The 19,345-nt window shown below is 39.9% G+C and carries 17 protein-coding genes and 5 tRNA genes; 16 read left to right on the forward strand and 6 right to left on the reverse strand.

What is annotated here, in order from left to right:
* Positions 1-8 precede the first annotated feature (8 nt).
* From TLET_RS04665 to TLET_RS04700, 8 genes are all read left to right on the forward strand, one after another.
* On the forward strand, positions 9-1,802 hold the full coding sequence (locus TLET_RS04665) for a glycosyl hydrolase 53 family protein (RefSeq protein WP_012002960.1): 1,794 nt from the start codon (positions 9-11) through the stop codon (positions 1,800-1,802).
* Positions 1,803-1,804: 2 nt separating this feature from the next.
* Positions 1,805-2,806, forward strand: coding sequence for a LacI family DNA-binding transcriptional regulator (locus tag TLET_RS04670; protein WP_041428564.1), 1,002 nt, complete (start codon positions 1,805-1,807; stop codon positions 2,804-2,806).
* Between the two features lie 13 nt (positions 2,807-2,819).
* Positions 2,820-6,092: a beta-galactosidase LacZ gene (gene lacZ, locus TLET_RS04675; RefSeq protein WP_012002962.1), complete on the forward strand. Its 3,273-nt coding sequence runs from the start codon at positions 2,820-2,822 to the stop codon at positions 6,090-6,092.
* Positions 6,093-6,261: 169 nt separating this feature from the next.
* Positions 6,262-6,336 (forward strand) — tRNA-Gly (locus tag TLET_RS04680).
* A tRNA-Arg gene (locus TLET_RS04685) sits at positions 6,337-6,413 on the forward strand.
* A 6-nt stretch (positions 6,414-6,419) separates the two neighbouring features.
* Positions 6,420-6,495, forward strand: a tRNA-His gene (locus TLET_RS04690).
* Positions 6,496-6,501: 6 nt separating this feature from the next.
* Positions 6,502-6,577, forward strand: a tRNA-Arg gene (locus tag TLET_RS04695).
* Between the two features lie 59 nt (positions 6,578-6,636).
* A complete protein-coding gene (locus TLET_RS04700) occupies positions 6,637-6,900 on the forward strand; it encodes a stage V sporulation protein S (protein ID WP_012002963.1) in 264 nt (87 codons plus the stop codon).
* Between the two features lie 54 nt (positions 6,901-6,954).
* Here the strand turns inward: TLET_RS04700 and TLET_RS04705 are convergent, their stop codons facing one another.
* Positions 6,955-7,440, reverse strand: coding sequence for a FumA C-terminus/TtdB family hydratase beta subunit (locus tag TLET_RS04705; RefSeq protein WP_012002964.1), 486 nt, complete (start codon positions 7,438-7,440; stop codon positions 6,955-6,957).
* Positions 7,412-8,260: a fumarate hydratase gene (locus TLET_RS04710; protein ID WP_012002965.1), complete on the reverse strand. Its 849-nt coding sequence runs from the start codon at positions 8,258-8,260 to the stop codon at positions 7,412-7,414. The genes TLET_RS04705 and TLET_RS04710 overlap by 29 nt, the downstream gene beginning before the upstream one ends.
* An 86-nt stretch (positions 8,261-8,346) precedes the next feature.
* Here TLET_RS04710 and hutU point away from each other — a divergent pair, with 86 nt between their 5' ends.
* Genes hutU through TLET_RS04735 form a run of 5 tightly spaced genes read left to right on the forward strand, consistent with a single transcriptional unit; the run spans position 8,347 to position 12,987 of the window.
* A complete protein-coding gene (gene hutU / locus TLET_RS04715) occupies positions 8,347-9,993 on the forward strand; it encodes a urocanate hydratase (protein ID WP_012002966.1) in 1,647 nt (548 codons plus the stop codon).
* Positions 9,994-10,008: 15 nt separating this feature from the next.
* The gene (locus tag TLET_RS04720) at positions 10,009-11,127 is read left to right on the forward strand and encodes a sodium ion-translocating decarboxylase subunit beta (protein ID WP_012002967.1); all 1,119 of its coding nucleotides are present in this window, start codon (positions 10,009-10,011) and stop codon (positions 11,125-11,127) included.
* A gap of 13 nt (positions 11,128-11,140) precedes the next feature.
* Positions 11,141-11,368, forward strand: a complete 228-nt coding sequence (locus tag TLET_RS04725) for a 4Fe-4S dicluster domain-containing protein (protein WP_012002968.1) — start codon at positions 11,141-11,143, stop codon at positions 11,366-11,368.
* Positions 11,361-12,521 carry a 2-oxoacid:acceptor oxidoreductase subunit alpha gene (locus TLET_RS04730; RefSeq protein ID WP_012002969.1) on the forward strand — a complete coding sequence of 387 codons (1,161 nt, stop codon included), beginning with the start codon at positions 11,361-11,363 and terminating at the stop codon, positions 12,519-12,521. Before TLET_RS04725 ends, TLET_RS04730 begins: the two co-directional genes overlap by 8 nt.
* A 16-nt stretch (positions 12,522-12,537) precedes the next feature.
* Positions 12,538-12,987 (forward strand): ferritin-like domain-containing protein, encoded by a 450-nt coding sequence (locus tag TLET_RS04735; protein ID WP_012002970.1) that lies wholly within the window; start codon positions 12,538-12,540, stop codon positions 12,985-12,987.
* On the opposite strand, the gene TLET_RS04740 is transcribed toward TLET_RS04735, so the two are convergent.
* The 4 genes from TLET_RS04740 to TLET_RS04755 all read right to left on the reverse strand — a co-directional run bounded on the left by TLET_RS04740 (position 12,977) and on the right by TLET_RS04755 (position 16,268).
* Positions 12,977-13,384, reverse strand: a complete 408-nt coding sequence (locus tag TLET_RS04740; protein ID WP_012002971.1) for a SoxR reducing system RseC family protein — start codon at positions 13,382-13,384, stop codon at positions 12,977-12,979. The two genes, TLET_RS04735 and TLET_RS04740, sit on opposite strands and share 11 nt — an antisense overlap.
* Positions 13,360-14,724, reverse strand: a complete 1,365-nt coding sequence (locus TLET_RS04745) for an MFS transporter (protein WP_012002972.1) — start codon at positions 14,722-14,724, stop codon at positions 13,360-13,362. Before TLET_RS04745 ends, TLET_RS04740 begins: the two co-directional genes overlap by 25 nt.
* Positions 14,721-16,118 carry an RtcB family protein gene (locus TLET_RS04750; RefSeq protein ID WP_012002973.1) on the reverse strand — a complete coding sequence of 466 codons (1,398 nt, stop codon included), beginning with the start codon at positions 16,116-16,118 and terminating at the stop codon, positions 14,721-14,723. The genes TLET_RS04745 and TLET_RS04750 overlap by 4 nt, the downstream gene beginning before the upstream one ends.
* A gap of 74 nt (positions 16,119-16,192) precedes the next feature.
* Positions 16,193-16,268, reverse strand: a tRNA-Cys gene (locus tag TLET_RS04755).
* A 97-nt stretch (positions 16,269-16,365) separates the two neighbouring features.
* Between TLET_RS04755 and asnS the strand changes: the two genes are divergently transcribed.
* From asnS to TLET_RS04770, 3 genes are read left to right on the forward strand one after another with little or no spacing between them, the layout of a single operon-like run.
* Complete coding sequence (gene asnS, locus TLET_RS04760; protein WP_012002974.1) at positions 16,366-17,661, forward strand: asparagine--tRNA ligase; 1,296 nt, start codon at positions 16,366-16,368, stop codon at positions 17,659-17,661.
* Positions 17,662-17,673: 12 nt separating this feature from the next.
* On the forward strand, positions 17,674-18,705 hold the full coding sequence (ruvB, locus tag TLET_RS04765) for a Holliday junction branch migration DNA helicase RuvB (protein ID WP_012002975.1): 1,032 nt from the start codon (positions 17,674-17,676) through the stop codon (positions 18,703-18,705).
* Entirely contained in the window at positions 18,674-19,345 is a 672-nt protein-coding gene (locus TLET_RS04770; protein ID WP_012002976.1) for a YggS family pyridoxal phosphate-dependent enzyme, read from the forward strand. The genes ruvB and TLET_RS04770 overlap by 32 nt, the downstream gene beginning before the upstream one ends.

Raw genomic sequence — 19,345 nt, forward strand, 5'->3', positions numbered from 1 at the left:
GAAAAGGCATGAGATTAACTGCTTTGATTTTCATACTGATTTTTATGAATATATCTATTTTAGCAAATGATTTCATAATAGGAGTAGATGTGTCAACGTTATACGAGATAGAAAAAGCTGGAGGAAAATACTATGACAGTGGCGTGGAAAAAAGTTGCCTTGAGATTTTGAAAGATCACGGCGTGAACTGGGTGAGATTGAGAGTATGGAACGATCCAACAGATCATGGTGAACCGCTGGGAGGAGGAAATTGCGATTATGTAAAAATGACACAGATAGCTATGAGAGCAAAAGCCGCAGGCTTAAAAGTTCTTGTTGATTTTCATTACAGTGACTGGTGGGCGGATCCCGGCAAACAAAACAAACCAAAAGCTTGGGCTGAATTACATGGTGATGATCTTCAGAATGCTATTTATAATTACACAAGAGAGGTTCTAATATACATGAGGCAAAATCAGGCTTCTCCAGATATGGTACAGATAGGGAACGAAATAAATAACGGTTTTCTCTGGCCCGACGGTCAGATTTCCGGGCAAAATGCTGGTGGATTTGATGGCTTTGTAAAGCTTGCAAAAAAGGCAATTAAAGCTGTTCGGGAAGTTGATCCTTCTATAAAGATTATGCTTCATCTCGCCGATGGTGGTAATAATCCACTTTACAGATGGTTTTTTGATGAAATGGTCAGGCGGAATGTCGATTTTGATGTTATAGGAGTCTCATACTATCCTTATTGGCATGGCAGCTTGAAAGATTTGTCTGAAAATCTGAATGATATAGCGCGACGATACGATAAGGATATTGTTATAGCAGAAACGGCATATGCCTGGACTTTACAGGATTTCGATGGATATCCAAATATATTTGGCGAACAACAAGAACACATAGCGGGTTATGATGCATCGATAGAAGGCCAAAAGGCATTTCTGAGCGATTTGATAAGAACTTTGAAAAGCGTTTCAGAAGGAAAATGCAAGGGTTTTTTCTACTGGGAAGGAGCATGGATACCGGTTAAAGGCGTCGGGTGGAAAATTAACGAGGGTAACCCGTGGGAAAATCAGGCACTTTTCGACTTTCACGGTAATCTACTTGATATTGTCGAAATCTTTGAGAGTCCTTTCGAAAAGGTTGCCGTTTTAAAAGAGTTTTCTTTACCGATAATTGAAGTATTTCTTGGGGAAAAACCGGAATTACCCGGGTCAGTAAAAGCTGCTTTTTCGGATGGTTCTGTTCGACCAGTAGAGGTTCAGTGGGAGGAAATTCCAGCAGAAGATCTGAACACTCCAGGAGAGCATGTGGTAAAGGGAGTTATAACAAGCGCGGGTGAGAAAATAGAAGCTACGGTAATTGTGAAAGAGGAAAGAAATTATCTGCAGAATGCAAGTTTTGAACTGGCTGTTCTGGAACCGTGGCAGGTTGCAGGCAACAGGGAAGCGGTGAAAGTAATTCGCGCAGATCCACCGCAAAATGCACACCACGGCAAATATGCGTTGAATTATTGGCTGGATAAGGATTTTGAATTCGAGTTATATCAAAACGTAACTAATTTACCCGATGGTGTCTACACCGTCAGTATGTGGATTCAAGGTGGCGGGTCAGATACGGTATATCTCAAAATTAGTGAATATGGTGGTCCTGAGAAGTCGGTGAAAATCGTCAATACAGGGTGGCTGAAATGGAACAATCCTCAGCTAAAGAACATCCAGATAACCACAGGAAAGATAAAGATAAGCGTCATCGTTAGAGGAAAATCCGGTAACTGGGGCTGGATTGATGAATTTAAGTTAATGAGGGAAGTGCAGTGAGTCTGAGGAAAAGGTATGTGACGATAGTTGATATAGCTAAGAGAGCAGGAGTTTCAATTAATACTGTCTCGAGGGCTTTGAATAACAAACCAGATATAAGCGAGGATACGAAGAAGCGGATTCTAAGCATTGCGAGGGAACTTGGGTATATTAAAAACATAACAGCCTCACTTTTAAGGCAGAAGCAAACACAAACAGTCGGAGTTATACTTGCAGATAGTTCAAACCCATTCTATGCCGAAGTCCTGAAAGGAATTGAAGCCGCTTCAAGAAAATATGGTTATCAAATCATTCTTATGAATACGGAAAGGGTTTACCAGAATGAGGTGAACGCTATCGAATTGCTCTTTCAAAGGAGAGTTGATGGTCTCTTGATAGCACCTGTTCAGGAAAAAGATGAAGATATAAAAAAATTATCGCGAAAAGATATTCCTGCTGTTATCCTGGGAAGGCATTTCGAAGACATTGAGATAGACGAAATATATAATGATGAGTTAAAAGGAGGTTATATCGCTGCAAATCACTTACTCGAAAATGGAAGGAACAAAACTTTAATCATTTGTGGGCCACTCTACAATTCAGCTGCAAGAATGCGAGTTGAAGGTTTCAGGAAAGCTTTATGTGACCACGGAATAGAATTTGACAGGAGACGTGTTTTCATAACAGATATAAACATTGAAGACGGTTATACCGCAATTAAAAATGCTCTTGAAGAACGTATAAAATTTGATTCTGTTTTTTGCTACAATGACCTTGTTGCTTTTGGTGCTATCAAAGCTCTAAAAGAAATGAATTTTAGTTTACCGGAAGAGGTAGCGGTTGTTGGATATGATGACATAATTTTTTCCTCGTTCATCTGTCCTTCGTTGACAACCGTGAAAATAAAGAAATACGAGATGGGTTTCGAAGCGTTCAGAATGCTTCTTGAAAGAATGAGGGGAAAAAGAAAACGGGCAAGAAAAATTTTGCTCGATGTTGAATTGATCGTTCGTGAGAGTGCTTAAGGAGGTCTGAAAAATGGAATGGCAAGATCCTGAAGCCGTGAATGAAAACATAGAGAAACCACACGCAACGTTTATACCTTATTTCAATCCTTTCACGGCATGCTGGGAATATCCGAAACAGTTTATACCATTAAGTGGAAAATGGAAATTCTTTTTTTCAAATAACCCCTTCGATTTACCTTGCAACTTCTATGATGAAAATTTTGACGATAGTTCCTGGGATGAAATAGATGTACCAAGCAACTGGGAAATGTTTGGATATGATAAGCCGATATATACAAATACCACATACCCCTTCGGAAAAAATCCACCAGAAATTTCTAAGAATTACAACCCTACAGGTATATACAGAAAAACGGTTATTATACCTGATTCATGGTTTGATAGAGAGATATTTTTACATTTTGAAGGTGTCAGGTCGTTTTTCTATTTGTGGATAAATGGGAAAAGAGTTGGTTATAGTAAAGACAGCTGCACCCCCGCTGAATTCAGAGTGAACGATTATTTAAAACCGGGAAGTAATACTCTGACCGTTGAGGTATTGAAATGGTGCGATGGAAGTTATTTAGAAGATCAAGATATGTGGTGGCTTGCAGGAATATATAGAGATGTTTATTTATACACAACACCCAGGATATACCTGCGAGATATCTTTGTGAGAACAGATCTCGATGAAGAATTCAAAAATGGGAAACTATTTGTTGACATGGAAATCAAAAATTCTCTTGCAAATAAGATTGAAAGCACGATATCAATATCGATAGTTGATCCAGATGGCAAAGAATCGATTTTGAAAGAAGAAAGAATAATTCTTTCACATCAGCTTGAAACTTTATCGTATACCTTTGTTTTGGGGAAAGTTTTCAAGTGGTCTGTTGAAACTCCGTATCTGTATGTTCTGAAAGTAAAGGTCGGCGAAGATGAGAAAAAGATAAATACTGGTTTTCGAAAGATACAGATAAATCACGGAAGATTACTCTTGAATGGAAAATTGCTGTATATAAAAGGGGTTAACAGGCATGAATTCGACCCACGTCGTGGGCATGCCGTAGGTGTGGAAACTATGTTCAAAGATATTGAACTTATGAAGCAAAATAACATAAACACTGTGAGAACGTCCCATTATCCCAATCAAACTAAATGGTACGATCTGTGTGACTATTACGGTCTCTATGTTATAGACGAAGCAAATATAGAATCACATGGCGTGGGATGGGACCCGGAGGAAACTCTTGCTAATAAACCTGAATGGAAGAAGGCACATTTTGATAGAATTCAACGAATGGTTGAAAGAGATAAAAATCACATCAGTGTCATCTTCTGGTCTCTTGGAAATGAGGCAGGGGATGGAGAAAATTTTGAGTATCCTGCTCTGTGGATAAAATCACGAGATAACACGCGCATGGTGCACTATGCGCCTTATGGTGCGATGAAGCCTGGTGATGCCTTTTATCTTGATGTAGTTTCGGTTATGTATCCACCTATTGAAAAATTGCTTGAGTATGCTTCAAAAGAGCAAAGCAGACCTTTAATAATGTGCGAATATGCCCATGCTATGGGAAACAGTGTGGGTAATCTGAGAGATTACTGGCAGGTAGTGGAAAATCAACCTTACCTTCACGGTGGTTGTATATGGGACTGGGTTGATCAAGGTTTTGAGAAGAAAGATGAAGCCGGTGGAACTTTTTGGGCTTATGGAGGAGATTTTGGGGATGAACCCAATGACGGAAATTTTTGCTGTAATGGATTAGTGCTGCCTGATAGAACTCCTTCTCCGGCATTAAGTGAAGTGAAGAAAATTTATCAGTATGTGAAAGTCAGCAGGATCAACAGAAATTTGTTTGAGATAGAAAACAGGTATTCCTGCACAAATCTCAGTGCATTCGATATTTTTTGGGAACTGAAAAAAGATGGGAAAATCGTCATGAGCCAGAAAATCGATGTGGAGCTACCAGCAGGAGAGCGAAAAACGATATCAATAAATTTTCCACAGCTGGATAATGGGGAATATTTCATAATTTTTTTGTTTTTACTGAAAAAAGATACAGTATGGGCAAAAAAAGGACACATTGTTGCCTGGGAGCAATTTCAAGTTAAAGAACCGTGTTACGAAAGAATATCTATCAAAGGTAATATCAATTTGAGGGAAAATAGCAATCAGTACATTGTTTTATCAAAAAACGTTGCGGTTGCTTTTTCAAAAAAAACAGGGTTTCTGGAATATATCAAACTTGGAGAGGAAACCATTTTGTGCAAATTAGCACCTAATTTTTACAGAGCACCTACAGACAACGATTTAGGAAATAAAATGCCGGAAAGATTGTTTGTATGGAAGGAAGCAACTTATCACCAAAGTCTGCAGAAGATTAATTTTCAAATCGAGAAAAACTACATAAGTATTGCTTCTTTAAATCGCCTTCCAGGAGATTCGCTGCTGCATTTAACTTATACGGTTTTTCCCAACAATGAAATCCTGATTGATTATGTTTTAGACGCCAGAGAAAGTCGTGTAGAAATTCCAAGAGTCGGGACAAGCTTTACGATGCCGAAATCATTTACGAAAGTAAAATGGTATGGAAGAGGACCTCATGAAACGTACGAAGATAGAAAAGACAGTGGAATTTTTTCAATACATGAGAAGAATGTTTCTGAGATGATTCATAAATACATAAGGCCACAAGAAACCGGTAATAGAACAGATGTTCGATGGTTTTCCATATCCGACGAAAGATCTTCACTTTTTGTCTATGGTGTTCCAGTGATCAATTTCAGCGTCTGGCCCTTTTCCATGGAAAGTCTTGAAAAAGCCCAACACACGAACGAATTAATTGAACAGGATTTAATCACCGTTAATGTAGATTACAAACAAATGGGTGTTGGAGGTGATGATAGCTGGGGGGCTTTGCCACATCCTGAATACATTCTCATACCGGGAATTTATCATTATGAATTCAGATTGCTTGCAACTAATAATACAGATTCATCAGAATTTTATAGACGCTTACCTGCATTTGAAGAAGACTATGAAATCAGTATGAGTCTTTCCAAACAAAAGTTAAAAGTAAACGAAGAATTGGTGATTTCAGTATTTATACAGAACAAATCAATTTCAACTTATGAAGACGATTTACTTCTCTTTGCAGACGAGAAGTTAATCGACTGTCAAAGGGTAGCTGTACCACCTTACGAAACTCACAGAAAAGATTTTTCAGTCAAATTTGTTGAGAAGGGCACTCATTTGATCAGTATTAATACGAAAAATAAAAAACCTGTATATGTTTTTTGAGCAAATCATAAATTGATTATTGTCCGTTGTTACATAATTCTCATTGAGGAGATAAAATATTTTCTGAATTAGAGTATCACTGATGTAGAGATCTTCACTTTGTTAAAGCAAGAAGAAGGTTAGCTCTTGATTTTTTATCAGGGTATAGTAAAATATCTTATGGCATTGTGCGGGTGTAGCTCAATGGTAGAGCATCGGCCTTCCAAGCCGAGGGTCGCGGGTTCGAATCCCGTCGCCCGCTCCAGCGCCCGTAGCTCAATAGGATAGAGCATCGGACTTCTAATCCGAGGGTTGTGGGTTCGATTCCCGCCGGGCGCGCCAGGGATGGTGACCATAGCTCAGCTGGCAGAGCGCCTGACTGTGGATCAGGTGGTCGCGGGTTCAAATCCCGCTGGTCACCCCAGGATGCGCGCCTGTAGCTCAATGGATAGAGCGTCGGACTTCGGATCCGATGGTTGCGGGTTCAAGTCCTGCCAGGCGCGCCAAATGCAATTTTCATCGCAGCTACAATGTTGAAATCGCTTGGCTAAAGGAGGTAGAAAAGATGGAAGTATTGAAGGTAGCCTCTAATTCTAACCCAAACAAAGTTGCGGGTGCTCTCGCTGGAATGATCAGAGAAAATGGAAAGGCAGAGCTTCAAGCAATTGGTGCCGGTGCTGTTAACCAGGCTGTCAAAGCTATAGCTATAGCAAGAGGTTATTTAGCACCAAGCGGTGTTGATCTTGTTAGTATTCCTGCATTTACCGATGTTGAAATTGATAAGGAAACCAGAACAGCTTTGAAGTTCATAGTCTTTCCAAGAAACTGAGGTTATCAAAAATCTGAACCCCGCGCTTTTTGGCGCGGGGTTTTGTTTAGTCTGTTATAAAAAAAGATCGTTTCCAAGTGAGTCTATAGCTACTATTAGAGGAAAATTTACAACTTTTGCCACATATATTCCCTCTGGCCCGAGATCGTCAAACGCAATCAATCTGATGTCTTCTATGTGCGTTGATAATGCTGCCGCAGCACCACTTGGTGTTATAAAATAGACACGATTATATTTCTTGCATAACTCTCTTGCAACTTTTCCTCTTTTCCCCTTTCCAACAGTTGCAATTACTCCTAATTTGTAAAGAATCTCTAAATAGTTATCCATTCTTTCGCTTGTGGTTGGCCCTATCGCTCTCCTGTTGTTTTTTGGGTTGGTTGGCCCGGCGTAGAACACAATTTTTCCGGACAAATCAATTAACGGTTGCTCTCCATGATCAATCATCATCTTGATACGTTTTTGAGCAGCATCTCTCATTATCAGAAACTCTCCGCTGTAATCTATTCTCTCACCTACATTCAATTTCACTAAGTTCAATCTCGACACTCCCTCCTCTGCACAGATAACAATCCACAGATACAGCTACCGGTAGGACTGCTATGTGTGTTGGCATCTGCTCAATGTGGACATCATAGACAGTTGGACCTGCGTGTAAACCTTGAAACCCTATCTTGAGAGAATTGATCTTTTCGCACAACTCTTTTTCAAGTTGTGCATAATTTCTATCAACATTCCTTTCGCCGAATTTTCGTATGAGGGCAAGTTTTGAAAGAATAACTGCTTTTTCGGCACTACCACCTATTCCTATACCGATTTTTAATGGTGGGCATGCCTTTGCTCCGTTTTCTGAAATATGCTGGACAACCAAATTTATGATCTCCTGCTTACCGATCGTTGGATTTAGCATGAACAATCGAGTTAGATTCTCGCTACCTCCGCCTTTTATCAGGAAATGTATCTGGAATGTTTTAAGCTCTGTTTGAAATATGTGTACTATGCAGGGTGTGTTGTCAAAGGTGTTTTTTCGTTCAAACAATGGATCTTCAACAACAGAATATCTAAATGGATTTTCTCTATACAATTTTCTCACAATGTCGTTCAATAGAAACTCGATAGGTTTATCCGTAACCACATTGGGATTTGCAAAAACAAAGAATTCAACCATTCCTGTATCCTGGCACAACGGAAGTTTGAGTTTTTCTGCAACCTCTATATTCTTTTTGAGTACGTCGTTGAACGGACCATCATAATTCTCAACATACATCCTTACATCGTTATTGATTACAACATTTGCTCTTAACAATTCTTCTCGTAGCACATGATCTAAGTGATTGGTATCAACTGTGTAAATTCTCATTTCTTACCCCCTTTCTATTCCTTACTGGATATATAGAAATGATACAATACAGACTGTAAAGAAAGTAAGAAAGGAGGTAATTGATTATGAGAACAGTCAAAGCTCCAAGAGGAAACGCATTGACCTGCAAAAGCTGGCAAACTGAAGCAGCAATGCGGATGTTGATGAATAATCTGGATCCGGAAGTTGCCAGAGATCCAGCAAATTTGATTGTCTATGGTGGAACGGGGAAAGCTGCGAGAAATTGGGAGTGCTTTGATAAGATAGTCGAAACACTGAAAAAACTCGAATCTGATGAAACGTTACTTGTCCAGAGTGGTAAACCAGTTGCTGTTTTCAAAACCAGTGAGTGGTCACCACGTGTTTTGATAGCAAATTCGTTGTTGGTCCCAAAATGGGCCAACTGGGAATACTTTAGAGAACTTGAAGAGCGTGGTTTGATAATGTTTGGGCAGATGACGGCTGGCAGCTGGATTTACATAGGAACACAGGGGATACTTCAAGGAACGTATGAAACTTTTTATGCAGTAGCACAGAAATATTTTGAAGGAACACTGAAGGGAAAATTTGTCTTAACAGCTGGACTTGGTGAAATGGGAGGAGCTCAGCCACTCGCTGTAACGATGAACGATGGCATCATTCTCGCTGTTGAAGTAGATAAAAGAATGATAGATAGAAGGTTGAAAACAGGTTATCTGGATACATGGACCGATGATCTCGAAGAAGCCTTAAGACTGATCGATGAAGCCAGAAAAGCCCAAAAACCTCTTTCAATAGGTTTGCTGGCAAATGCCGCAGAGGTTCATCCAAAACTTGTTGAATCTGGAATAATACCAGATGTGGTCACAGACCAAACTGCTGCGCATGACCCATTGAATGGATATATTCCAAAAGGATTAACAGTTGAGCAAGCAGCCGAACTTAGAAGAAATAATCCTCAGGAATACTTAGACAGAGTTTATGATTCTGTATGCGAACATGTAGAAGCAATTTTAAATATGAAAAAGCTCGGTGCAAAGGTTTTTGAGTACGGTAACAACATAAGAAGGCTTGCATATGATCATGGAGTTAGAAACGCTTTTGAAATACCGGGGTATGTTCCGGAATATATTAGGGACCTCTTTGCTCAAGGAAAGGGACCATTCAGATGGGTTGCTTTAAGTGGAGACCCAGAAGATATATATGCTACCGATCAAAAGGTGCTGGAATTATTCCCACGCGATGAACACCTCAGGAAGTGGATTGAAATGGCCCGAGAAAAAATTCATTGGCAGGGATTGCCAGCTCGCATTTGCTGGCTTGGTCAGGGCGAGAGAACTGCCATGGGGCTTGCCATGAATGAGATGGTAAAAAGTGGAAAACTTAAGGCTCCAATTGTCATAGGCAGAGATCATCATGACACAGGTTCTGTGGCTTCTCCATACAGAGAGACAGAAGCAATGAAAGATGGTAGTGACGCCATAGCTGATTGGCCTATTTTAAACGCATTGCTCAATACAGCAAGTGGGGCTACGTGGGTTTCCGTTCATCATGGAGGAGGTGTAGGAATAGGGTATTCTATTCATGCTGGTATGGTTATAGTAGCTGATGGAACTGAGCTTGCCAGAAAGAAACTTGAACGTGTGCTAACAAACGACTCTGGAATCGGTGTTATAAGACATCTGGATGCTGGATATGAAATAGCCAAAAAAACGGCAATAGATCAACACCTGAACTATCCAATGATGAAGTAATTAGGAGGTCTTAGAATGCTCGAAGGATTGATAGCCTTTTTTCAACAATCGGCGTTTGGCTATGTGACAGTTGGGAATGTTCTGATGTATTTTGTGGCTCTACTTCTCCTTTATGTTGCGATAAAGAAGGATGCTGAACCGTTACTGCTTATACCTATCGCTTTTGGAATAATTCTTGGCAATATTCCGTCCCAGTTGACAAGACTTTTTGACGAAGGCGGGCTATTCTGGTATTTGAATATGGGTGTGACCAAGGGTATATACCCTCCTCTCATATTTCTTGGAATAGGTGCCTTAACTGATTTCTCTTTTATGCTTTCTTACCCATTAACCATTTTTCTTGGTGGAGCAGCACAAATAGGTATTTTTATAACGTTTATTCTGGCAAAGATTTTTGGTTTCAGTCTAAAGCAAGCCGCGTCAATCGGTATCATAGGGGGAGCAGACGGTCCTACATCGATATACATCAGCAGTCAATTTGCTCCCGAGCTACTTTCATCAATAGCGATAGCAGCTTACTCGTATATCGCACTGATACCAATTCTTCAGCCTGTAGTGTCTAAGATTTTGACTACAAAAGAAGAGCGAAAAATAAGAATGGGACCTCCCCGAAGAGTTTCAAAAACGGAACGGATTCTTTTTCCGATAATAGTCACGATTGTCTCTGCCTTGCTGGTGCCACAATCACTTTCGCTCATCGGCATGTTGATGCTGGGTAATATTCTCAGGGAAGCAGGAAATGTGAAGAGACTTGTGGAAGCCGCAAGTAGGTATATTCTTGATACTGTTACGATAATTCTTATGGTTTGTGTGGGTGCTTCCGCAAGAGCCGAGATATTTTTAAAACCTCAGAGTTTGCTTATTTTCGGTCTTGGGGCTTTAGCATTTATTTGCTCTTTGTCTGGGGGGATTTTGTTTGCAAAATTTATGAATTTGTTTTTAAAACAAAAAATAAACCCATTAATAGGAGCTGCTGGCGTATCGGCTGTGCCTGATTCAGCAAGGGTTGCGCAAAAGATTGCTCAGGAGGCCGACCCAACCAATTTTATTTTGATGCATGCGATGAGCCCAAATGTTGCCGGAGTCATTGGATTAGCAGTAGCAGCTGGTGTGTTTCTTGCGTTGATAAAATAGGGAGGGAATAAAAGTGAAAAAAAGTTATGAAGTTGAAATAAACTATTCCTGGTGCAAAAGCTGTGGAATATGTTACAGTTTTTGCCCAACTGGTGCTATTGGTAAGGGAAATTTACTGGAGCCAGTTGTCAGTGATGAAAAAAAATGTATTGGCTGCTTGATGTGCGAAAATCTCTGTCCGGATTTCGCGATTGTTATAAAAGAAAAACAATCTGTACAGGAGAGTGCTCAAAATGGGTGAAAGAGTTTTAATGCAGGGTAATGAAGCTTGTGCACTCGGGGCCATTAAAGGTGGTTGTAGATTTTATGCTGGTTATCCAATAACACCTTCTTCCGAGATAGCTGAGACCATGGCAAGAGAACTTCCAAAGATTGGGGGAGTTTTCATCCAGATGGAGGATGAAATATCAAGTGCTGCTGCAATAATAGGAGCATCTCTTGCTGGGGTAAAATCTATGACTGCTACCAGCGGTCCTGGTTTCAGTTTAATGCAGGAAGCTCTTGGATATGCTGTGATGACAGAAACTCCGTGTGTTTTTGTGAATGTAATGCGTGGAGGTCCATCCACAGGATTACCAACACAACCCGCTCAGGGTGATATAATGCAGGCAAGATGGGGAACTCACGGAGATCACGAAATAATAGCTCTGTATCCATGGAGTGTTGGGGAAACTTACAAGTTGATAATCAAAGCGTTCAATTATGCTGAAAAATACCGAACACCGGTTATTTTTTTAATGGACGAGGTACTTGGCCACATGAGGGAGACTTTTGACATGCCAGATGAACGAGATATAAGGGTAATTCCGAGATTAACCGAAAGTGAACTGGAGGAGGAAGAAGTTTACACACCTTTTTCAGAGCAGGATACAGCCGAACCAACTCCTACTCCTTTAATTGAGATGGGAAAGGCGCGATTTCACGTTTCAGGGCTTGTCCATGATGAATCAGGCTTTCCACAGGCAAGCTTTGAAGTTAGTGATAAATTGATCAGAAGATTATCTAATAAGATCAGAATTCATGCTGATGAAATAGCAATGTATGAGGAATTTATGACTGATGATGCAGAAATACTGGTTGTTGCGTATGGATCAGTTGCAAGAAGCGCCATAAGGGCCATCAAGATAGCCAGACAGGACAAAATAAAGGTGGGGTTATTCAGGCCTATAACAATCTGGCCTGTTGCAGCAAACAGGTTAAAGAGATTGTTGTCTCGTGTTGAAGGAGTTTTATTTGCAGAAATGAATCTCGGCCAGTACGCAAAGGAAATTCTGGCCCTGTCCAAGAGGAATCTAAAAGTAAAGTTTGTAACAAAGGTTGGAGGCCGATTGATAAGCCCTGAAGAAATACTTGATGGTATAAGTTCTTTACAGGTGGAAATTGCTGAATTCTAATTGGGAGGATGAGAGCATGGTGTCTCTTGGAGATTTGTTGTCTATCGCTTTGAAAATCGAAGCGAGTGGTTATGAGTTTTATTCAAATTTGTCCCGGCAGCATAGTGATAGTTTACAAAAATTCTTTTCAGATCTTGCCGAACAGGAAAGGCAGCATCAGGAGATTTTTAGAAAACTCATTGAAGACGATAAGAAGAAGAATGCCTCATTGAGCAACTGGATTGAAGAAGAGACCGCAGGTTATTTGAAAAGTCTTGCAGATGTTTCGATTTTCCCAAATATAGAGAAAATGAAAACAAATATGACATCGCAGGATGCTTTGAATTTTGCTATAGGAGTGGAGAAAGATAGCATCATATTTTATTCAGAATTAATTCCCTATATCGAAGAAGAAAAACAGATTATCAAAGAAATTATTGCTGAGGAAAAAAGGCATCTGATGGATCTTCTTTCAATCAAACTCTGAGTATCTCGATTATTCTTGGGCGAAACTTCTTTCTGAATTTTGTATCATAGAACCTCAGAAAGAAGTAATACGCAGCTACAGCAGCAGTTGATATCAAAAGTCCTTCGATTTCATTTAGCAGAGAAATGGTTGTTATAAGGCTACCGACAAAAATTATCGTGGGCAGGGTATAGACAAGCATAGCAGTTTTGATGCTGCCTGTCGCGGGAGTCTCCACTATTACTTTATCTCCAGTTTTCAGATCAAACCCTGCCTTTTGTACTTCTAATCGAATCTTCTGAGATTCGCCAGTACAAAACATGTTTGCTGGACATTTACCGCACATTGAGGTCCTTTCTTTTTCGAGAATAACTGTTGATTCTTTAACCTGTGTTACCACCATCGTCTCACGCGCCATCTTTTGTCTTCCTCCAATCTTGATTCAATTTTTTTTCTTATGACTCTTCTTAAGTCGTACATATTCACACCGTTTGTTCTAAATGCGTTGTTTCTTGATAAATGGCTGAGAGTGTTTATTGCAAGCCTTATTGCGGGAACATATCTTTTTGTTCTCACTCTCAATAAAAATCTTAACACAGATGCCCTCAAGAATCCTGCTGCTAAAAACATAAATTGAATTCCAAAAATCGGTATTCCTAAAATATTGAAACTTAAAGAAGAGAGTATTTTTGCAACTGCTCCTCCTACCAAGGATCCTATCAGCCCTCCAATTCCCCCAAATACAGAATAAATTGCAAAATAAGCGGGGGATGAACTGCTTGCGACTTCCATCGGCAATGTCAAGAACGATAGATTTATTGCTGACCAAGCTATGGCGCTCATTACAGCATCAATCAACATCATATATCTCCATGTTGCCTGATTCATCAAGATCCAGAGAGGGGAGATGAAACAAGCTATGAAGACACCAAGTACTGCTGTTGTCTTATGCCCATGCCTATCTGAAAATTTTCCCCAGAAACCATAGAATATCATGGCAACCACGCTGTTTATAACTGTCGTGAATCCTATGTATGAAAAAGGAACATTCAAATTTTTCAACAGGTGAAAACTGAAAAATGGTGAGCTGAAAGCTATCACCGCATTCCACATTAGATAAAAGATGCACAACCTCATAAAATTGAAATCCTGAAGTACAAGTTTTGTTTCAACCAGAGCCCCGGAACTCTTTATAGGTACATCGGGGACTTTTCTCAAAGACCAGAGAGAAATAAGCATGCCAAGCATGCCGGCGGCTATTACTAGTTCATATCCAAGTGGATCTTTGAACTTCTCGATCAAGAGTGAATAGCCATAGAAAGCAACCAGTGTAGTTAGAGATATATATACATTTCTCTTACCAAAAAACGAACCACGCTCTTTCTCAGGTATTAGATCTCTGACAAGAGATGTCCACGCATTCCCGGCAAGAGTTCCAAATATCTGTGAAATGGCAAAAACTGTTATGAAGACCGCAGGGTTTCTGTTTGGAAACAAAAGAAAAATCATTAACAAAATCCACGGAGATCTTGAAAGGAGGTTGAAAACATTTGTCATAAACCTTCGTTTGGGAAATTTCTTTATGATTACTGGTGAAATCACCTGAAAAACCTGAGCTATCATTGGAAACGATGCACTGACACCTATTAAAAATTCATCCAAGTTAAATGCCAATGCAAGTCCAGTAAAAATTGCTCCTTGTATAATGATGCTGTAAAGCGTTGAGGCAATACCTTCTAAATTTAGATATAATCTCACCCTTTTACCACGCCCATTGGTATTAATCGCGCCACTCTTCTCGCGATACCTACTTTTTCAACAATATCTACAACTTTATCAACATCCTTGTAAACAGCCGGAGCCTCCTCGATTAATGTTCTCTTTCCTTTACTCATTACTTCTATATTTTTCTGCTTCAGTTCATTCATCAATTTCTCGTAGTTCAATGTTTTCAGAGCAGCCCGTCTTCCCAGAAGTCTACCAGCACCGTGAGCAGTACTTGCATACGAGATCTGCTCAGCCTTTTTTGCGCCAACAAGTATGTAAGATGCGCTCCCCATACTTCCCGGGATCAACACAGGTTGGCCTGTTTCAATAAATTTCTGTGGTAAGAGATGATTTCCAGCCCCGAGAGATCGTGTTGCACCTTTTCTATGAACTATCATTTTTCTTTTTTCATACTCTTCGATTTTTGCAATGTTGTGAGCCACATCGTAGAGAAGCCACATATTTTTTGAAGGGAAAGTTTTGTGAAAAGCTAACTGAATCATGTACGAAATCATTTGTCTATTTGCAAATGCATAATTTGCAGCACAATTCATGGCACTGAAATATTTTTGCCCTATTGGGTGGCTGAATGGGGCATTAATCAGTTGTTTGTCAGGTAAATTTTTGTTATGTGAGCTGAGATTATCTCTCATAATTTGAATATAGTCAGTTGCTATTTGATGGCCAAAACCTCTGCTTCCGCAGTGTATACAGACGGCTACCTGACCTTCAAAGATACCGAATATATCTGCTGTATCTTTGTCAAATATGCGTTCGACTTTCTGAATTTCTATAAAATGATTTCCTGCTCCAAGGGTACTTAATTCATCGAGCCCTCTTTCAAAAGCTTTTTTCGAGACATCCTCGGGGTCAGCCGGGCTGAGTTTTCCACCGTCCTCGATATTTTCTAAATCGCTTTTGCTGCCATAACCCTGATCTACAGCCCATTGAGCACCATAGATACATATTGAGCGCAAATCTTTTTTGTTTATCTTTACAGCTCCGCTCGCCCCGACACCAGCAGGAACAGATCTGTATATTTCCTCAATTAGTTTTCTCAAAACTGGTCTTGCTTCTTCTTCATGAAGAGAAGTTAACATTAATCTCACGCCACAATTTATATCAAATCCGATTCCTCCTGGCGATATGATTCCGGTTTCAGTATCAAAGACCCCCACGCCCCCAATGGGAAATCCATAACCCCAGTGAATATCAGGCATGGCGATCGCCGCTATAATTCCTGGTAACTGTGTAACATTGACTATTTGCTGAAGAGCCTCCTTGAATTCTGGATTATCAATAGTCTCCTGATCAGTGAAAACCACTGCATCAACGTTAACGCCTTTGATTCGATAGATAAATCTCTCAAGGCGTTTAATATTCAATCGAATCACCTCTGATTTAGATTATGCAACTATTAATGTATTAGTCAAGGGAGTAATGTTCTGGAAGGAAAACCTGGAGGCGACGGTGGGATTCGAACCCACGCATAGGGATTTTGCAGACCCCCGCCTTAACCACTTGGCTACGTCGCCACCGAAAATATTATACCACGGTAGCAAAGATGTTCAAGAGAGAGATCAGGTGTTATCATAAGAATATAGAAAAAGAAATTAAGGAGGAATGATCACGGTGTGGGTTTATGTTGAGGATTTGAAAGATTATATTGGCCAGGAAGTTGAGTTACGCGGTTGGGTATGGAATATCCGATCAAGTGGTAAAATTCATTTTCTTCAATTTAGAGATGGAACAGGCTTTGTTCAGGTAGTGGTCGAAAGATCAGATGTGGGTGAAGAGGTCTTTGAAGTGGCAAGCAAATTGAGAATTGAATCCAGTGTTATTATTAGGGGTAAAATCGTCGAAGACAGGAGATCTCCGTATGGTGTGGAAGTGCATGCAAAAGGTATTGTTCCGGTTCAGATACCAGAAGAACCATATCCCATCTCGAAAAAAGATCACGGAATAGACTTTTTAATGAGTTACCGCCATTTGTGGTTACGTTCGCGCAGACAGTTCCATATCCTTAAAGTTCGTGACGCCATGCTGACAGCAATAAGACAGTTTTACAGGCAAAGAAATTTTGTCTTAATAGATACCCCCATTTTTACTGGAGCTATAGGAGAAAGTGCAGGCAATCTTTTTGAACTCGATTATTTTGACTATGGCAAAGTTTATTTGACTCAAACCGGGCAGTTATACCTGGAAGCAGCTTGCATGGCTTTTGGAAAAGTGTACAACCTTGGTCCAACTTTCAGGGCAGAAAAATCGAAAACCAGGAGACATCTTATAGAATTCTGGATGCATGAAGCTGAAGTTGCATATTACGAACATGAGGACAATTTAAGGCTGCAGGAGGAGCTTGTATCATACATAGTGAAATATGTTTTGGATAATGCATTAGAGCATCTTATTGCACTTGGAAGAGATGTATCAAAGTTAGAAAAAGTGTGTGTCCCATTTGAGAGAATAACTTATGATGAGGCAATCAAGTTATTGCAGAAAAATGGTTCTGATATACGTTGGGGTGACGATTTCGGGGGCGATGAGGAAACAATAATTGCCTCGAATTTTGAAAAACCGGTTTTTGTTACGCATTATCCTCGCAAAGCCAAGGCATTTTACATGCAACCGGATCCACATAAGCCTGAGGTTGTATTGTGCGGGGATCTGCTTGCTCCTGAGGGTTATGGAGAGATAATAGGTGGTTCACAGAGGATACATGATTATAATCTCCTACTCGACAGGTTGAACGAGTTCAATTTGCCTGAGGATAAATACCAGTGGTATCTTGATCTTAGAAAATGGGGAAGTGTGCCACATAGTGGATTCGGCTTGGGTATTGAGAGAACAGTTGCCTGGATTTGCGGGTTAGAACATATAAGAGAATCGATACCATTTGCAAGAACATTGTATAGAATTTACCCATGAAAGGAGAAAAAAATGAATTTTGTTCAGCAAAATCGAGAAGGTGATGCAATACTCGTTTCGTTGAGGCCAGATACTTTGGAAGACTATATAGGCCAGGAAGAAGTAAAGAAAAAACTTTATATTGCTATGAAAGCTGCAAAATTGAGAAACGAACCACTTGATCACATACTTTTTTCTGGGCCGCCAGGACTTGGAAAAACAACGCTCGCATTTGTCATAGCTAAGGAAATGGGTAAAAATATTCACATTACGAGCGGACCAGTTCTTGAGCGGCAGGGTGATATCGCTGCAATATTATCAAGTATAGAAGAGGGAGATATCCTTTTCATTGATGAGATACATCGAATAAACAAAGCAGTGGAGGAAGTTTTTTATTCTGCTCTGGAAGATTATAAAGTTGACATAATGATAGGAAAAGGTCCAACGGCCCGTTCTATCAGAATAGGGTTAAAGCCATTCACACTTGTTGGAGCAACCACAAGAAGTGGGTTATTAAGTTCTCCTTTGAGAAATCGCTTTGGAATGATACTTGAGTTGCAATTTTACACAGTGAAAGAATTGATGGAAATAATTAAAAGGGCCTGCAAGATAATGAATATAGAAATAGAAGAATCGGCAGCCCAGTTAATCGCTTCAAGGGCACGTGGAACTCCAAGAATAGCACTCAGACTTCTCAAGAGAGTGAGAGATGTTGCCACAATTAGGAAAGAGAACAAAATAATTTCTCATCTGGTCGAAAAAACGATGGATATTTTGGAAATAGATAAACTCGGTCTGGACGAAATGGATAGAAAAATCTTGAGAACCCTGATTGAAATCTATGATGGCGGTCCTGTTGGAATAGAAGCTCTTGCGGCTACTTTGAATTTAGAGATTGATACACTGAAGGAAATTCATGAACCTTATCTTTTGCAGCAGGGCTTGATTATACGTACCCCAAGAGGAAGAGTGGCAACTGGTATTGCTTACGAACATCTTGGGTATCCTTCAAAGATTTCAGGAGGTTTGTTCGATGAGTCTTTACGAAAATCTGATGAAAGTTAAGAAAAAGATTGATCAATCAACGGCTAAAAGTGGTAGAGACCCGGATTCGGTTGTGCTTATTGCTGTCACAAAGGAAGCTGATATGGATTCTATCAGACAGATACTTGAATTTGGTATAAAAAATCTTGCAGAAAATTATGCCCAGAAACTTGTTCGAAAATCAGAGCAATTTACGAATGCCATCTGGCACTTTATTGGAAGAATTCAAACAAATAAGCTGAAGTATATAGTTCCGAGATGCGAATACATACATTCTGTTTGGAGAGAAGAAGAATTGAAAGAAATAAACAAAATAGCGGAAAGATTCCAGAAGATTCAAAAAATTTTGATCGAAGTGAATGTCTCAGGTGAACCAACAAAGGCTGGCGTTGACCCAATCAAGCTGGAAAAGCTCCTGAAAGCTGCTTCTTCCCTTAGCGCTGTGCAAATAGTGGGATTAATGACTATGGCCCCGTACGTTGAAAACCCTCAGGAGGTTCGATGGATTTTCTCAAAGCTCAGGCAGCTTAGAGACATATATAGAAAAGATTTTCCATCCCTGGAGCATCTTTCTATGGGGATGAGTAATGATTTTGAAGTGGCGTTAGAAGAAGGAGCAACTATGATCAGAATAGGCAGAGCTATTTTTAAAGGAGAGTGA

Source organism: Pseudothermotoga lettingae TMO (genome assembly GCF_000017865.1).
Lineage (GTDB): Bacteria > Thermotogota > Thermotogae > Thermotogales > DSM-5069 > Pseudothermotoga_B > Pseudothermotoga_B elfii.

Excerpts from the sequence above, each read along its gene's own strand:
- lacZ (WP_012002962.1), top strand. The coding sequence starts at position 2,820 with ATGGAATGGCAAGATCCTGAAGCCGTGAATGAAAACATAGAGAAACCA.
- TLET_RS04770 (WP_012002976.1), top strand. The coding sequence starts at position 18,674 with ATGAGTCTTTACGAAAATCTGATGAAAGTTAAGAAAAAGATTGATCAA.
- TLET_RS04730 (WP_012002969.1), top strand. The coding sequence starts at position 11,361 with ATGGGTGAAAGAGTTTTAATGCAGGGTAATGAAGCTTGTGCACTCGGG.
- TLET_RS04710 (WP_012002965.1), bottom strand. The coding sequence starts at position 8,260 with ATGAGAATTTACACAGTTGATACCAATCACTTAGATCATGTGCTACGA.
- TLET_RS04735 (WP_012002970.1), top strand. The coding sequence starts at position 12,538 with ATGGTGTCTCTTGGAGATTTGTTGTCTATCGCTTTGAAAATCGAAGCG.
- hutU (WP_012002966.1), top strand. The coding sequence starts at position 8,347 with ATGAGAACAGTCAAAGCTCCAAGAGGAAACGCATTGACCTGCAAAAGC.
- TLET_RS04665 (WP_012002960.1), top strand. The coding sequence starts at position 9 with ATGAGATTAACTGCTTTGATTTTCATACTGATTTTTATGAATATATCT.
- TLET_RS04700 (WP_012002963.1), top strand. The coding sequence starts at position 6,637 with ATGGAAGTATTGAAGGTAGCCTCTAATTCTAACCCAAACAAAGTTGCG.
- TLET_RS04720 (WP_012002967.1), top strand. The coding sequence starts at position 10,009 with ATGCTCGAAGGATTGATAGCCTTTTTTCAACAATCGGCGTTTGGCTAT.
- ruvB (WP_012002975.1), top strand. The coding sequence starts at position 17,674 with ATGAATTTTGTTCAGCAAAATCGAGAAGGTGATGCAATACTCGTTTCG.
- TLET_RS04740 (WP_012002971.1), bottom strand. The coding sequence starts at position 13,384 with ATGGCGCGTGAGACGATGGTGGTAACACAGGTTAAAGAATCAACAGTT.